Annotated in this window: 14 protein-coding genes; 8 read left to right on the top strand and 6 right to left on the bottom strand. The window is 65.7% G+C overall.

Annotated features, from left to right (window positions below; translation table 11 throughout):
* The first annotated feature begins 192 nt into the window (after nt 1–192).
* The 7 genes from mshD (at nt 193) to asd (ending at nt 7,480) form a co-directional block, all read left to right on the top strand.
* Nucleotides 193–1,164, top strand: coding sequence for a mycothiol synthase (mshD, locus tag ACVWZ7_RS15895; protein ID WP_456508434.1), 972 nt, complete (start codon nt 193–195; stop codon nt 1,162–1,164).
* 142 nt (nt 1,165–1,306) lie between these two features.
* Nucleotides 1,307–3,571 (top strand): RNA degradosome polyphosphate kinase, encoded by a 2,265-nt coding sequence (locus ACVWZ7_RS15890; protein WP_116765124.1) that lies wholly within the window; start codon nt 1,307–1,309, stop codon nt 3,569–3,571.
* Nucleotides 3,572–3,582: 11 nt separating this feature from the next.
* Complete coding sequence (locus ACVWZ7_RS15885; RefSeq protein WP_456508433.1) at nt 3,583–4,560, top strand: NUDIX hydrolase; 978 nt, start codon at nt 3,583–3,585, stop codon at nt 4,558–4,560.
* Nucleotides 4,561–4,638: 78 nt separating this feature from the next.
* Entirely contained in the window at nt 4,639–5,442 is an 804-nt protein-coding gene (locus ACVWZ7_RS15880) for a thymidylate synthase (RefSeq protein WP_116765126.1), read from the top strand.
* The gene (locus ACVWZ7_RS15875; protein WP_456508432.1) at nt 5,439–6,032 is read left to right on the top strand and encodes a dihydrofolate reductase; all 594 of its coding nucleotides are present in this window, start codon (nt 5,439–5,441) and stop codon (nt 6,030–6,032) included. The genes ACVWZ7_RS15880 and ACVWZ7_RS15875 overlap by 4 nt, the downstream gene beginning before the upstream one ends.
* Nucleotides 6,032–6,250, top strand: coding sequence for an NF038396 family protein (locus tag ACVWZ7_RS15870; RefSeq protein ID WP_116765128.1), 219 nt, complete (start codon nt 6,032–6,034; stop codon nt 6,248–6,250). Before ACVWZ7_RS15875 ends, ACVWZ7_RS15870 begins: the two co-directional genes overlap by 1 nt.
* Nucleotides 6,251–6,337: 87 nt before the next feature.
* On the top strand, nt 6,338–7,480 hold the full coding sequence (gene asd, locus ACVWZ7_RS15865) for an aspartate-semialdehyde dehydrogenase (protein WP_091251914.1): 1,143 nt from the start codon (nt 6,338–6,340) through the stop codon (nt 7,478–7,480).
* A 6-nt stretch (nt 7,481–7,486) separates the two neighbouring features.
* Here the strand turns inward: asd and ACVWZ7_RS15860 are convergent, their stop codons facing one another.
* On the bottom strand, nt 7,487–8,605 hold the full coding sequence (locus ACVWZ7_RS15860; RefSeq protein WP_456508431.1) for a winged helix DNA-binding domain-containing protein: 1,119 nt from the start codon (nt 8,603–8,605) through the stop codon (nt 7,487–7,489).
* Nucleotides 8,606–8,743: 138 nt separating this feature from the next.
* Between ACVWZ7_RS15860 and ACVWZ7_RS15855 the strand changes: the two genes are divergently transcribed.
* Entirely contained in the window at nt 8,744–9,250 is a 507-nt protein-coding gene (locus tag ACVWZ7_RS15855; RefSeq protein ID WP_237563233.1) for a hypothetical protein, read from the top strand.
* Here the strand turns inward: ACVWZ7_RS15855 and ACVWZ7_RS15850 are convergent.
* From ACVWZ7_RS15850 to ACVWZ7_RS15830, 5 genes are all read right to left on the bottom strand, one after another.
* Nucleotides 9,247–10,428 (bottom strand): amidohydrolase, encoded by a 1,182-nt coding sequence (locus tag ACVWZ7_RS15850; RefSeq protein WP_456508430.1) that lies wholly within the window; start codon nt 10,426–10,428, stop codon nt 9,247–9,249. The two genes, ACVWZ7_RS15855 and ACVWZ7_RS15850, sit on opposite strands and share 4 nt — an antisense overlap.
* A complete protein-coding gene (locus ACVWZ7_RS15845) occupies nt 10,410–11,522 on the bottom strand; it encodes a mandelate racemase/muconate lactonizing enzyme family protein (RefSeq protein WP_456508429.1) in 1,113 nt (370 codons plus the stop codon). The genes ACVWZ7_RS15850 and ACVWZ7_RS15845 overlap by 19 nt, the downstream gene beginning before the upstream one ends.
* 116 nt (nt 11,523–11,638) lie before the next feature.
* Nucleotides 11,639–12,445 (bottom strand): amino acid ABC transporter ATP-binding protein, encoded by an 807-nt coding sequence (locus tag ACVWZ7_RS15840; RefSeq protein ID WP_456508428.1) that lies wholly within the window; start codon nt 12,443–12,445, stop codon nt 11,639–11,641.
* Nucleotides 12,442–13,437 carry an amino acid ABC transporter permease gene (locus ACVWZ7_RS15835; protein ID WP_456508427.1) on the bottom strand — a complete coding sequence of 332 codons (996 nt, stop codon included), beginning with the start codon at nt 13,435–13,437 and terminating at the stop codon, nt 12,442–12,444. Before ACVWZ7_RS15835 ends, ACVWZ7_RS15840 begins: the two co-directional genes overlap by 4 nt.
* On the bottom strand, nt 13,434–14,384 hold the full coding sequence (locus tag ACVWZ7_RS15830; protein ID WP_456508426.1) for an ABC transporter substrate-binding protein: 951 nt from the start codon (nt 14,382–14,384) through the stop codon (nt 13,434–13,436). The genes ACVWZ7_RS15835 and ACVWZ7_RS15830 overlap by 4 nt, the downstream gene beginning before the upstream one ends.
* Nucleotides 14,385–14,393: the final 9 nt, after the last annotated feature.

Below are 14,393 nucleotides of genomic sequence, written 5' to 3'. Positions count from 1 at the left end.
GGCCCCGGACGAATGAGTCCAGGGCCTTCGGTCTGTCAGTGGAGGACATACGGGTCGAACGTATCGAGGCCACCCCAGTGGTGGATCCCCCTCGCATCCGGCTCAACGCCGGACGAGATATCGACTATACGTTGCCGTGCGGAGTTCGACAAAATCGGCCGCCGGCGGCCCTGCGCCCGATAGCCTTGCACCATGAGCCCTGCGCACCCGGAAAACTGGCCTGTACTTACTGTCAAAGGAACCGTCGACGGCGGCCTGCTGCGGGACGTCGCGGCCCTTGTCGCCGCCGCGGAAGAGTCCGACGGCAATCCGCCACTCTCCGAACAGACCCTCGTAACGCTGCGCGCCGCCGACCCCGGCGAGCATTCGGTGCTGGCCCTGGCGCTGTACGCCGCGGACGACGAGTCCGACCCCGCGACGGCCCAGGACCTGGCCGGCGTCGCCGTCGTCATCGAAGAACCCGACGGAACCGGGGTCCTCGAGGTCGCGGTCCATCCCAGCTACCGCAACCAGGGCGTCGGCGACCGCCTGGTGGGGGAACTGAAGAACGTCCGCGGCTTCGCGGGCCTCAACGCCTGGTCGCACGGAAACCACGAGGCCGCCGCGGACCTGGCGGCCCGCTACGGCTACGGCGCCGTCCGCGAACTGTGGAAAATGCGGCTCATGACGGCGGCGGCGGAGCTGCCGGAGGCCGGGCTCCCGGACGGCGTCCGGCTCCGGGCCTTCGTGCCCGGCCGGGACGAGGACGCATGGCTGACCGCCAACAAGGCCGCTTTCGCCCATCACCCGGAGCAGGGCAACATGACGCGCGCCGATCTGGACGCCCGCATGGCCGAGCCGTGGTTTGATCCGGCAGGCTTCCTCTTGGCCGTAGACCCGGCGGACCGGATCCTCGGGTTTCACTGGACCAAGGTGCACCCCCGCCACGGGGACCACCCGGCGATCGGGGAGGTCTATGTGGTGGGCGTGACCCCGGAGGCCCAGGGTTCCGGACTGGGCAAGGCCCTCACTGTTGCCGGCATCAAGCACCTGCAGGGCCTCGGGCTCCGCGCCGTCATGCTCTACGTCGACGCTGACAACGCCCCCGCCGTGGCGCTCTACCGCCGGCTCGGCTTCACCCGCTGGGATGTGGACGTCATGTACGCGCCGCTCCCGCAGCAGTAATCCCGCAACCCTTATCAGCCCCCGCGGACCGGCGTTAGTCACGTCGGAGGGCAACCGGGCCGGCCGGGCCGAAATCTGGGGCCATCGGGCCGTTATTGCTTGTAAGGTTGAACCTACATCGCGCCAGCATTGAGGAGACACCATGCCACGGGAAACTGCCCGGACATCCACGTCTGAACCCGCTACGCCGGAAAAGGGGGCGCGCCCGGTACGTGCCCGCTTTGGCTCCTCCGAAGTGCCGGCCTCGCGCGCCACCCAGGACCGGATCGACATTCCGGAGTTCGCGCCGAACCTGGAACCGGAAGGCGAAATCAGCCCGGACCGGTTCCTGGACCGGGAGCTGAGCTGGCTTGCGTTCAACGCCCGGGTCCTGGAACTGGCCGAGGACCCCAATCTGTACCTTCTGGAGCGGGTCAGCTTCCTGTCCATCTTCGCCTCCAACCTCGACGAGTTCTTCATGGTCCGGGTGGCCGGGCTGAAGCGGCGGATCGCCACGGGACTCGCCGTCCCCTCCCCCGCCGGGCTGAGCCCCATGCAGGTCCTGGAGCAGATCGGCGACGCGGCCCACCGGCTGCAGCAGCGCCACGCCCGGGTCTACGCCGAACAGATCAGGCCCGCTCTGGCCTACGAGCACATCCACCTCATGCACTGGGAGGAACTCGACTCCCAGGCCAAGGACCAGCTCAGCGCCATGTTCGCGGAAAAGGTATTCCCGATCCTGACCCCGCTGGCCGTGGATCCGGCCCACCCCTTCCCCTACATTTCCGGGCTGTCCCTGAACCTGGCCGTGGTGGTCCGCAACCCGGTCAGCGACAAGGAGCTCTTCGCACGTGTCAAGGTGCCTGACCAGCTGCCGCGCCTGATCTCCATCGACGGTCCCCGTGCCGGCTCCGTCCCGGGACGCGTGGCACGGTTCATCGCCCTCGAAGAGGTCATTGCCGTGCACCTGGACCAGCTGTTCGCCGGCATGGAGGTCCTGGAGCACCACACCTTCCGCGTGACCCGCAACGAGGACGTCGAGGTTGAAGAGGACGACGCCGAAAACCTCCTGCAGGCACTGGAGAAGGAACTCCTGCGCCGCCGGTTCGGCCCTCCCGTCCGGCTCGAGGTCACCAACGACATCAACCCGAACATCCGCGCCCTGCTGATCCGGGAGCTCGGCGTCGAGGAATCCGAGGTCTACTCCGTCCCGGCACCGCTGGACCTGCGCGGCCTCTCGGTCATTGCCGGGATCGACCGGGCGGACCTGCATTACCCGAAGCACGTCCCGCACACCTCGCGGCACCTCAACGAATCGGAGACGTCCAAGGCGGCCAACGTCTTTGCCGCCATGCGGCGCCGGGACATCCTCCTGCACCACCCGTATGACTCTTTCTCCACGTCCGTCCAGGCGTTCCTGGAACAGGCGGCCGCGGACCCGAAGGTCCAGGCCATCAAGCAGACCCTCTACCGCACGTCCGGGGACTCGCCGATTGTCGACGCCCTGATCGACGCCGCCGAATCCGGCAAGCAGGTCCTTGCCCTCGTGGAGATCAAGGCCCGCTTCGACGAACAGGCCAACATCTCCTGGGCCCGGAAACTCGAGCAGGCCGGCGTCCACGTGGTGTACGGCATCGTGGGCCTGAAGACCCACTGCAAGCTCTCGCTTGTGGTCCGCCAGGAAGTGGACGGCCTGCGCCGCTACTGCCACATCGGCACGGGCAACTACCACCCGCGCACAGCCCGGTACTACGAGGACCTGGGCCTGCTGACGTCCAACGAGCAGGTGGGCGAAGACCTCTCGAAGCTGTTCAACCAGCTTTCCGGCTACGCGCCGAAGTCCACATTCAAACGGCTGCTCGTGGCGCCGCGCTCAGTCCGGTCCGGTCTGATCGACAGGATCGAAACCGAGATCAGGAACGCCAAGGCCGGCATCGCCGCCCGGGTCCAGATCAAGGTCAATTCGATGGTGGACGAGGCCATCATCGATTCGCTCTACCGCGCGTCCCAGGCCGGGGTGCCGGTGGACGTCATCGTCCGCGGCATCTGCTCCCTGCGTCCCGGCGTTCCGGGCCTGAGCGAGAACATCACGGTCCGCTCCGTGCTGGGCCGTTTCCTGGAGCACTCGCGCGTCTTCGCCTTCGCCAACGCCGGCGACCCCGTGGTGTACATCGGCTCGGCCGACATGATGCACCGCAACCTGGACCGCCGGGTGGAGGCCCTCGTGCAGCTCACTAGCGGCGACGACACGAGCTATGTCCTGGACCTGCTCAAGCGCTACATGGATCCGGAAACCGCCAGCTGGCACTTGGACAAGCAGGGCGACTGGACCCGACACCACCTCGCGGAAGACGGCCGGAACCTCGAGGATGTCCAGTCCTGGCTGCTTGCTTCCCGCTCGCGTCAACGTTCGACCAGCCTGCGGTAGGGGCCGTGAGTGTGAGCAGCGATGCACTGGTTGCGGACCAGACGGACCAGCCCGGCGAGGCGGTTGCCGTCACGGCGGCCGGCGCCATTCCGTGGCGCCTCAATTCGGTCAACAAGGACCAGCTTGAGGTCCTGCTGATTCACCGCCCGCGGTATGACGACTGGTCCTGGCCAAAGGGAAAGATCGACCCCGGCGAGACCATCCCGGAATGCGCCGTCCGCGAGGTCTGGGAAGAAATCGGGCTCGTTGCGCCTCTCGGGATCCCGCTTCCGCCCATCCACTACCACGTGCCCGCCGGGCTGAAGGTGGTGCACTACTGGGCGGTCGACGTCAACGGCGCTGCGCTGGTGCCGGACGGCAAGGAAGTGGACAGCATCATGTGGTGTTCACCCGAAAAGGCGGCCCGGCTGCTGAGCAACCCCAGCGATGTCGAGCCGCTCGAGCATCTGGCTTCGGCCCATGCCCGCGGCGAACTCAAGACCTGGCCCCTGCTGGTGGTCCGCCACGCGAAGGCCAAGCCGCGCTCCTCCTGGAGCAAGGCCGAGGGTGATCGCCCGCTGGCCGCGACCGGCATGCGGCAAGCGCAAGCGGTGGGCCGGCTCCTGCAGGCCTGGAAGCCGGCGCGGATCGTCTCCAGCCCGTGGCTCCGGTGCGTGGCCACTATCGCGCCCTACGCGAAGGCGGCCGACGCCAAGGTGAAGCTCAACGAGGCTCTCACCGAGCACCGGCACGGCCGCAGCCCGCACAAGACGGCCGCCGCCGTCGAGGCGCTGTTCGACAAGCAGCGGGCCGTGGCCCTGTGCACGCACCGCCCGGCGCTGCCGACCGTCTTGAAACAACTCGAAAAACACATGAACTCCCGCCTTCGGGACGAACTGCCGTCCTCGGACCCGTACCTGGCCCCGGGCGAGATGATCGTCTGCCACGTGGCCCACGGCAACAAGAACAAGGTGGTTGCCGTGGAGCGGTTCAGGCCCTTCGACGACTGACGTCCCGCAACACGTGGCGCCCTGCTGCCCGGTACCTTCACACTGCGAAGCCTTGGACCGGACCTCTAGACTGGAACCGTGAGCATTCCTACGCCCTATGAAGACCTGCTGCGTGACGTCCTCGAGCACGGCACGCACAAATCGGACCGTACCGGAACCGGCACCCTCAGCGTGTTTGGTCGCCAACTCCGCTTTGACCTGAGCAAGAGCTTCCCGCTCATCACCACCAAACGGGTGCACTTCAAGTCCGTGGCCGTGGAGTTGCTGTGGTTCTTGCGCGGCGACACGAACGTCAAATGGATGCAGGACCAGGGCGTGACCATCTGGGACGAATGGGCCGACGCCGACGGCGAGCTCGGCCCCGTTTACGGGGTCCAGTGGCGCTCCTGGCCCACGCCCGACGGCGGCCACATCGACCAGATCGCCGAACTCGTCGAGAACCTCAAGTCCAACCCGGACTCGCGCCGGCACATCGTCTCGGCGTGGAACGTGGCCGAGCTCAAGGACATGGCTCTGCCGCCCTGCCATGCGTTCTTCCAGTTCTACGTGGCCGACGGCAAACTCTCCTGCCAGCTGTACCAGCGCTCGGCGGACACCTTCCTGGGCGTACCTTTCAACATCGCGTCCTACGCGCTGCTGACCTGCATGCTGGCCCAGCAGACCGGCCTGGAACCGGGCGAATTCGTCTGGACCGGCGGAGACGTGCACATCTACGACAACCACATGGACCAGGTCCTCAAGCAGCTCGCCCGCGAGCCCTACGACTACCCGCAGCTGAAGATCACCCGCAAGCCTGACTCCATCTTCGACTACACCCTCGAGGACTTCGAGGTGATCGGATACCAGCACCACCCGACGATTAAGGCCCCGATAGCCGTATGAGCACAGAAAAGACCCCGGGCGTGCGGCCCGGCGATTTCACCGAGCAACTCCGAGCCTCCACCACCGGCCTGGGGCTGGTCTGGGCCCAGACCAGCACCGGCGTCATCGGCAAAAGCGGCACCATGCCGTGGCACCTGCCCGAGGACCTCAAGCACTTCAGCAGCCTCACCGCCGGCCACCCGGTCATCATGGGCCGCAAGACCTGGGAGTCGTTCCCGGAGAAGTTCCGCCCGCTGCCCGGCCGGACAAACATCGTCATCACCCGCCAGGAAGCCTGGGGCGGAACGCCCGCGGCGGCCGGTGCCGTCGCCGTCAGGTCCCTCGACGATGCTCTCCTGGAATCGCAGTTCGCCCCCGGCAATGAGATGGTCTGGATCATCGGCGGCGGAAGCATCTACGCGCAGGCGCTGGACCTTGCCGACGTCGCGGTTGTGACCACGATCGACACCACAGCGGAAGGGGACACCTTCGCGCCCGAACTCGGCTACGAATGGGCCGCCTCGGCCAGCCTTCCCGCCAACGGCTGGCTGACGTCCGCCAGCGGCACCCGCTACAGGGTCACGCTATGGCGCCGGACGGAGGCCAAATAGTGCTGAGGAAGCCCGAGACACTCTTTGTCCTGGGGTACATGCTCCTGCCCCTGCTGGCGCTGCTCTCGGCGATCGTGGGACTGACCATGATCCTGGGCGGCAACAAGATCCCCGGTGCCATCGTGCTGGTGGTGGTGACCCAGGTCTTCGCGTTCGGGGCGGTCTTTGCGCTGCGCCGACGCAAAGCGGCACTGCTGGAAGAGCCGCACGGCGACTAGCGCCGGCCGCCTCCCGGCCCGGCGTCGTCCGCGCCCGCGTGACGTAACCGACTGCGTCCTGCGGCCGGTGAAGTCTAAACTGGGCCCATGACTACAGCAGCTACCCCGTCCGTCGGCCTGGTCGGTTGGCGTGGCATGGTCGGTTCCGTCCTGATGCAGCGCATGCAGGACGAGGGCGACTTCGCCAATATCAACCCGGTCTTCTTCTCCACCTCGAACGCGGGCGGTGCCGCCCCGGCCATTGCCGGTGCTGCCGCGGGCGCGGCCGGCAAGCTGGAGGACGCGTTCGACGTCGAGACGCTGGCGAAGCTGCCCATTATTGTCACCGCACAGGGCGGCGACTACACCAAGCAGGTCCACGGCGAGCTGCGCAGCCGCGGCTGGGACGGCCTCTGGATCGACGCCGCGTCCACCCTGCGCATGAATGATGACTCCATCATCGTGCTGGACCCCATCAACCGGGATGTCATCGACGCCGGCCTGTCCGGCGGTGTGAAGGACTACATCGGCGGCAACTGCACCGTGTCCTGCATGCTCATGGGCCTCGGCGGGCTGTTCAAGAACGGCCTCGTCGAGTGGGGCACCTCCATGACGTATCAGGCCGCCTCCGGCGGCGGCGCACGCCACATGCGTGAACTGCTGAACCAGTTCGGCACCCTCAACGCGGAGGTCAGCAGCGAACTGAGCGACCCGGCGTCGGCCATCCTGGAAATCGACCGGAAGGTCCTGGCGCACCAGCGCACCGACATCGACGCCACGCAGTTCGGCGTCCCGCTGGCTGGCTCCCTCATCCCCTGGATCGACGCGGATCTCGGCAACGGCCAGTCCAAGGAGGAGTGGAAGGCCGGGGTGGAGACCAACAAAATCCTCGGCACCTCGGCCGAAGACCACGTCATCATGGACGGGCTGTGCATCCGGATCGGCGCCATGCGCTCCCACTCCCAGGCCCTGACCCTGAAGCTGCGCGAAGACCTCTCGGTCGCCGAGATCGAGAAGCTCCTGGACGCGGACAACGAGTGGGCCCACGTGGTGCCGAACACCAAGGAAGCCTCGATGGCCGATCTCACCCCCGTGGCGGCGTCCGGCACCCTGAACATTCCGGTGGGACGCATCCGGAAAATGGAGATGGGCCCGCAGTACATCAGTGCGTTCACGGTCGGTGACCAGCTGTTGTGGGGCGCCGCCGAGCCGCTGCGCCGCATGCTCCGCATCGCCACCGGAACCCTCTAGGGCTCGTCAGGAACCCGTTCCGGCACCAAGATATCTGCGGTACTTCGCGGCCTGCAGCTCAAAGGATTTTTGGGCGGCAGGCCGCAGCCCGTTAACGGCATCGAAGGGCTCGGCCACGACGGCGCCGCCCCGGCGCCCCGCCGGTCCCGCCCAGGTGCCGATCACCCCGCCGCCCGCCACAATGGTCTTCTTGAACACGCCGTTGCCGCCCGGGACGATTCTGTCCGCATGCTCGGCCGGCAGCACGAGGGACCGGTCCGCGTAGCCGAGCAGGAATTCGTCGAACCCCGGCAGGGCCAGCACGGTGCGCTGCCCGGGGACGCCGTCGTCGAGCAGCGATGCCGTTTCGGGCGAGAGCCAGTAGCTGGTCCCCTCGTGCCGCAGCTCCACGAGCTGGTCCTTCACCTGTGCCAAGGCGGCCCGGGTTTCCGTCAGCGGAAGACCGGACCACCAGGCAAAATCACGTTCCGTGGCGGGGCCGTGGCTGCGGAAGTAACGCAGCAGCCATTCGGCGATACCTTCTGACCGGTCCAGGGTCCGCGACCCGGTGATCCAGTCGTCGAAAGCCACGATCAGCTGCTGGTTGCCGGCCAGCGGACCCTGCACCAGCAATCCCCGCTGGCACAGGGCGCCGAGCAGATGAATGCCGCGCTGGCCGGCCGTGGACTGTCCCGCCCGTTCCAAGGCCTGGAACAGCTCCGTCCGGCTGGCGGCTGCTCCTCCGGAGACCAGCTGCAGCGCGGTGTCCGCGGCGGCGTCTAGGTCCGCGGCGCTGATCTCCAGCTCCCGGTGGCGCCCGGCCAGGCCGCGGATCAGCCGGCCGGAGGTAATGGCCAGCATCCACTTCAGGTCCTCGGGAGCCAGCACGTGCAAAGTGCCGCGCATCGGCCAGGAGCGGACTATCTCCCCCCGGTCCAGGGCGGCGCGGACATCGTCAACGCGCGACCCCGGCACCCGCTGGCCGACAGCCCAGAGACCGGACGGCAGGTCCTGCGCCTGCATGGCCGTCATTCGGCGGGCGGCGTCCGGGACGCTCTGAAACCCTGGCCCCAGCAGACCCTGCGCAGCCAGCCGCAGCCTGCCGATGATGCCGGGGCTAAGCCGGGTGCCTGTCGCTGCTGTCACGTGTCAATGGTAGGCCGGGCAATGCCTGGACGGCTTCGTTCGCTGCCCGGTTTGCCGGGCATTCTGCCGGGTTGCTTGCCCGGGTTGTTGCCCGCTTGCTCCCAGCCGCCGTACAGCGGACCTCATTACCCTTGATGCATGACCATGAGTGACGTGTGGCCGCAACTGCGGCCCCTGTGCCGGAAGCTGGCCCTGCTGGGCTGGGCCTCCAGCGCCGCCGGCATGGCTGCCGGACTCGCCGTCGCAATTGCCAGCGGGACGCGGCTTTCGCCCATGATGAGCACCCTGCAACTGGTGGCCGGGTTGTGCATGGCTGTTTCCGTGGCCAGCTTCGTCACGGCCGCGGCCCTGCAGCCGCGCGCCCGGGTCCGGGAAGGCGCGAAGCCCGGAAGCGTGGCCCCGCGCGGCCGGGACCTTCAGCTCGACTACGCCGGGGAGTTTCCGGCCACCGTCCAGGCCTTCCTGCTCGGCTCGCTGGCCCTCCTCGCCGGCGCCGTGGCATTTGCGTGCGCCGGACTCGTGCTGCAAAGCGGTCCCAGCGTCCAGTCCGTGGCCTTCTGCCAGGTCTTCCTGCTCGGGGCCGCTGCCTCCGGCTTCACCTTCATGCTCTTCAGCAAGGTGACCCCCCGCCATATGGACCGCTAGCCCGGCTTTTCCTGAAGGGCCATTCCTACAGGGGCGACGCCGATCAGCAGCGGTTCCGGGTGAAGGCAGGCTTCAAGGAGCACGCCAACCGCCCGTTCCATGGATTCGGCTTCGAATGTCATGGCCGGGTCGTGAAGTCCTGGCTGGACGTTCGCTCCGACGGCGAGCATGGATGCCTGAATTTCGGGGTTTCGCAGTGTGTAGAAATGGAAGTCGTCCGATCCCGATGTGACAATACGTGGCCGCAAGTGGTCGTCGCCCAGTTCCGTGGCCACTGCCGCTGCGAGGGCGGCTTCGGCGCGGGGTCCGATCATGGCCGCGGGTACGGCATCCCGGAAGTTGAGGTCGATCACTGTCCCTGTTGACGCAGCTACCCGTGCACAGACCGATTCGAGTCCTGCGCGGAGGGCGGACATGACTTCATTGGTTTGGGCGCGCAGGTCCACTCCGAAGCGTCCGCTGCCCGGTATGACGTTGAGGTTGTCCCCACCGGCGTGGAGCATGGTCATCTTGGCCGAACTGGGAACTTGCGGGTCAACCCGTATGCGACCCAACCCCTCGGAGATTTCGAGCGCGACCTCAACGGCGTTCGCCCCGAGGTGTGGACGCGCCCCGTGATGGTCAGACCCCGTGATGGTTCCCGCCGCAAACAGGCATGATCCGTGCGAAATGGATGGCGCGAAATATGGAGCCGGGAGTTCTTCTTCCGGACGTAAGTGCACGCCGAAGAGATAACTAAGCCCATCGCTGACACCCAAAGCAGCCACGTGTTCGGCACCGTTGCCCAATTCCTCGGCCGGCTGGAAGATCGCCCGCACGGAGCCTTCCAGCAGGTCCCCGAGTTCTCCCAGTTCCAGCATCACGGTGGCGACTATTGCCATGTTGGCGTCGTGACCGCAGGAGTGGACCGCCGTCGGTCCCCCTGCCGTGTCTTGTACAAGGGCGTCCATTTCTGCCCGCAGTCCAATCACCGGAGGACCCGTCCCCACGTCGGCCGTGAAACCCGGGAGGGAGTCGAACCTGCGAACCTCAAGGCCCGCCTGCTCCAGAAGTCCCGCGAGATACTCTGCAGTGGCGAATTCCTGCATGCTGGGTTCAGGATGGTTGTGCAGGTGAGTCCAAATCTCCGCCAGCCGGCGGCGCCTCATGGCGCCGCCACTCACGCGCTGACTTCGCATTCACTCACCGTGAGTTCGGCAAGAATGTCCGTGTCCATATCGACTCCGAGCCCTGGCCGCTCAGTGATCTGGACGTTGGGGAGAATGTACTGGAGGTCGCCAGGTTCCGTGGCGAACTTGATGGGACCGGAGAGTTCGGTGGACACGATGTTCGGGTGGCTGAGGGCCAGGTGGAAACCGGCAGCGGAGGCAACGCTTGTTTCCAGCATGGAACCGATCTGCACTTTGAGTCCGCCGAGTTCAGCCTGAGTGGCCAGACGATGACACGGCGTGATGCCGCCGCTCTTCATCAGTTTAAGGTTGACCATGTCCACCGAGCGGTCGCGGACGAACCGCGCGAGGTCGCTGGCGTCAACCACGGACTCGTCGGCCATGAGGCGGGCGTTCGTGTCCTGGCGGAGGAGTCGGAAGCCATCGATATCGTCCGCGGGGATTGGCTGCTCTACCCAGTCAATCCCGAATGGTTCAAGGGCTCGGATCATGGTGCGTGCGGTGGCGGTATCGCCCCAGCCCTGGTTGGCGTCCACCCGAATGGCCATATCGCTGCCGATCGCTGCCCGGACCGCCCGCACGCGCTCGATGTCCTGCCCGTCACCGCCGCCGAGCTTCATTTTGAGGTGGCGGTAGCCTTCCCCGCGCGCTTGGATTGCCTGCGCCACCAGGACTTCCGGTTCCAGGATGCTCAATATCTTGGCGATGGTTGGCTGTTCAGGCCGCCGGCCGCCGAGCAGTGCGTAGATGGGTCGCCCGGCCGCCTTTCCCGCCAGGTCCCAGCAGGCAATGTCGACGGCTGCTTTCGCCGCTCCACAGCCCTTGAGCGCCTGGTTGAGCCGCTGATGGATGGCAGTGATGTCGCGGGGATCCAAACCCATCACGGCGGGAATCAACTCGGTTTTGAGGGCTTCGACGGTCCCGGTGGGGGTTTCTCCGGTGATGTGGCCGTCCGGAACGCTCTCGCCGTACCCGGTTAAACCGTCGTCGGTCTCGAGGGTAAGGATAACGCTCGGCATTGAGGCGTAAGTGGCATAGGAAACCACAAAGGGTTCCAGCAACGGAACATCGATGAGGGTGACGGTGGCGCGGGAGATCTTCATGTAGGGCTCACTGTTCATAGGGCGGGAAGAAACGAGGAACGAGGGAAGGCGCAGTCAGGGCGTTCCGGGCCCGGCCGCCAAACATGACATCTGGTTTGGCAGTGCATCCGGGCTTCTTACATAACGCTGTTGAGGAATGCGATGGTCCGGGGGTTTTGCGGGTTGTCCAGCACGGATGCCGGCGCCCCTGATTCCACCACCACGCCGCCGTCCATAAAGACGACGTTGTCCGCAGCGCTACGGGCGAAGCCAATTTCATGAGTGACAACGATCATGGTCATGCCATCGGAGGCCAGCGTGCGCATAACGTCGAGGACGTCGCCGACCAGTTCCGGGTCCAGGGCGCTCGTCGGCTCATCAAAGAGCAGGAGTTGGGGGTCCATGGCCAGTGCCCTGGCAATTGCGACCCGCTGCTGCTGCCCCCCGGATAGCTGCGCCGGGTAGGCCTTCGCCAGGTGTGCCAGGCCCACCCGCTCCAGCAAGTCCATTCCGCGCTTGGACGCTTGCTGCTTGGGCACTTTTTTGACTCCCACCGGCGCAACCGAGATGTTCTCCAGGGCAGTCATATGCGGGAAGAGATTGAAGCGCTGAAAAACCATGCCGATGCCGCGCCGCTGCCTGGCCACTTGACGGGGATTCATTTCAAAAATCCGGTCCTGACGCTGGGTATAGCCGATCAGGTCCCCGCCGACGGATATCCGTCCTCCGTCGATCCGCTCCAAATGATTGATGCAACGCAGGAAGGTGGACTTGCCGGAACCGGATGGGCCTAGAAGGCACATAACCTCCCCGGGGTTGACGCTCAGCGAGATGCCCTTCAACACCTCCACGCTGCCGTAGCGTTTGCGGACGTTTCTGGCAACGAGGAGCGGCGAGGCGGCGGGGCCGACCGCGTGCTCACAGGTGGCGAGGGCATCGGTCATGGCTGAAGTCCTTTCGATTCTGCGTGGGGCTTGCCGTGTTTGCGGAGTGTGGAGATCATCCTGCCCAGGGGTGTGGGAGTCTGCTGACGTACGTTTCCACGGCCGTAGTGCCGCTCCAGGTAGTACTGCGGAACGGATAGCACCGTGGTCAGGAACAGGTACCAGCAGCTGACCACCACGAGCAGTTCCACCTGGCGCAGGCTCTGCGAAGAGATTTGCGTTGCCACGGTATAGAGCTCGAGTACCGCGATGACTGACAACAGCGAGGTGTTTTTCAACATCGAGATGGTCTCGTTGCCCATCGGCGGGATGATCACGCGCATCGCTTGCGGCAGCACCACCCGGAAAAGGGCGAAGGCTGGTGACATCCCGAGCGAATACGCGGCTTCGTGCTGGCCGGTATCCACTGAAAGCATCCCTCCCCGGATTATTTCCGCTGAATACGCGGCCTGGTTCAACGTCATGGCCAGCAGCCCGGCCGTGAACGCTGGAACCAGTGCGTTGGTGTCCATGGAGAAGAACGTGAAGTCAGTGAACGGCAGGCCCAGGGAAATCTGTGAATAGAGCAGCCCCAGGTAGCCCCAAAAGACGACTTGGATCAGCAGTGGGGTGCCTCGGAAGACCCACACGTAGAGCCAGGCGAAGGCGTTCATCACCGGATTTCTGGACAGGCGCATCACCGCGAGCAGCACGCCAAGCAGGGTGGACACGAGCATGGAAATGACCGTCAGCGCCAGGGTAAGGCCTATTCCGCCGAGGATCCGGGGATGGAACAGGTAGTTCTTGATGGTCGAGTGGTCGATGTTCGGGTTGGACCACAGCGATGACAAAAGGGCCACAAACCCGAGAGCCAGCACTGCCGCGACTACCCAGCGCCACGGGTGGCGCAACGGAACAGCTACAACATCGTCCTCGGCGGTGCCGACGATTGCGGTTTCGGTTGCGGTCTCAGCCGTTACTCTCCGGGATGGGAGCGTGCTTGCCTGTTTCATGGTTTGGCCGTACCCAAGTTGAGGCCGGTTTCCTTGACCCTGTAGTCGGAGAGGTCGTACTTCTCAAGGATCGTGCCATAACTGCCGTCGGCGACGATCGCCTGAAGGGCTGCCAGCAACGCCTTGCCGAGCTCCGCATCCTTCTTAAGGACACCGATCCCGGTGTAGACCGGGTTGTAGCCGGCAGGGTTTGCCGGGTCTTTGACGATGTCGAAGATCTTGCCGTTCCCGGCAGTCTTGGCGGCGTAGGCAGCCGCGGCGGAATCGACGACGTCAGCTGCGGCTTTTCCTGAACGGACGGCCGTCTGGACATCCGTTTCCAGCGGAAGTTCGGAGACGCTCACCGGTTCTGATCCCTTGTCCCTGCACTGCTGGTCATAGCTGCGGAGAATCTCCGCCTGCACAGTCGCCTTCTGCACGGCTACGTTCCTGCCGCAAAGGTCCATCACGGTCGTGATGCGGTCCGGGTTGCCCTTGGGCACGAGGATGGAGAACCCGGCATGAAAGTAGTCCACGAAGTTCAGGGTCGCCTGGCGCTCGGCGGTGTCGTTCATCCCTGACATGATGATGTCGTTCTTGCCCGACTGCAGCGACGGAATGATGCTGTCGAAAGCCTGGGTCTGCAGTTCCAGGCGGACCCCGAGCTTCGCGCCCAGGGCCTGGGCAAGGTCGTAGTCCAGACCCGTGAGTTTTTGGTTCTCATCGAACATCTCCATCGGCGGGTACGGAATGTCCGATGCCACCTTGATGACTCCGGCTGCCTTGTAGCGCTCTGGCAGGGCCGCTGCTGCAGCGGGGTCGACGTCGGCGGCGGACAAAGTCTTCGAATCCGCCGCGGGCACTGCTCCTCCCGAACAGGCCGCTAGTCCGAAGGTGAGGGTCAGGCCGGCAGCGCCAAGGGCCTGGCGCGCGATACGCGCGGAAACCGTACGATTCCTGGGTCGCATTCTGTACTC

Source organism: Arthrobacter sp. TE12232, from assembly GCF_054062615.1.
The sequence above is the reverse complement of the archived record's forward strand: the minus strand, read 5'-3'. Positions and strand labels throughout refer to the sequence as shown.

Bases quoted from the DNA above. Each gene is read 5' to 3' on its own strand.
- mshD (WP_456508434.1), top strand. From the start codon at position 193: ATGAGCCCTGCGCACCCGGAAAACTGGCCTGTACTTACTGTCAAAGGA.
- ACVWZ7_RS15890 (WP_116765124.1), top strand. From the start codon at position 1,307: ATGCCACGGGAAACTGCCCGGACATCCACGTCTGAACCCGCTACGCCG.
- ACVWZ7_RS15875 (WP_456508432.1), top strand. From the start codon at position 5,439: ATGAGCACAGAAAAGACCCCGGGCGTGCGGCCCGGCGATTTCACCGAG.
- asd (WP_091251914.1), top strand. From the start codon at position 6,338: ATGACTACAGCAGCTACCCCGTCCGTCGGCCTGGTCGGTTGGCGTGGC.
- ACVWZ7_RS15855 (WP_237563233.1), top strand. From the start codon at position 8,744: ATGACCATGAGTGACGTGTGGCCGCAACTGCGGCCCCTGTGCCGGAAG.
- ACVWZ7_RS15850 (WP_456508430.1), bottom strand. From the start codon at position 10,428: ATGCGAAGTCAGCGCGTGAGTGGCGGCGCCATGAGGCGCCGCCGGCTG.
- ACVWZ7_RS15845 (WP_456508429.1), bottom strand. From the start codon at position 11,522: ATGAAGATCTCCCGCGCCACCGTCACCCTCATCGATGTTCCGTTGCTG.
- ACVWZ7_RS15840 (WP_456508428.1), bottom strand. From the start codon at position 12,445: ATGACCGATGCCCTCGCCACCTGTGAGCACGCGGTCGGCCCCGCCGCC.
- ACVWZ7_RS15835 (WP_456508427.1), bottom strand. From the start codon at position 13,437: ATGAAACAGGCAAGCACGCTCCCATCCCGGAGAGTAACGGCTGAGACC.
- ACVWZ7_RS15830 (WP_456508426.1), bottom strand. From the start codon at position 14,384: ATGCGACCCAGGAATCGTACGGTTTCCGCGCGTATCGCGCGCCAGGCC.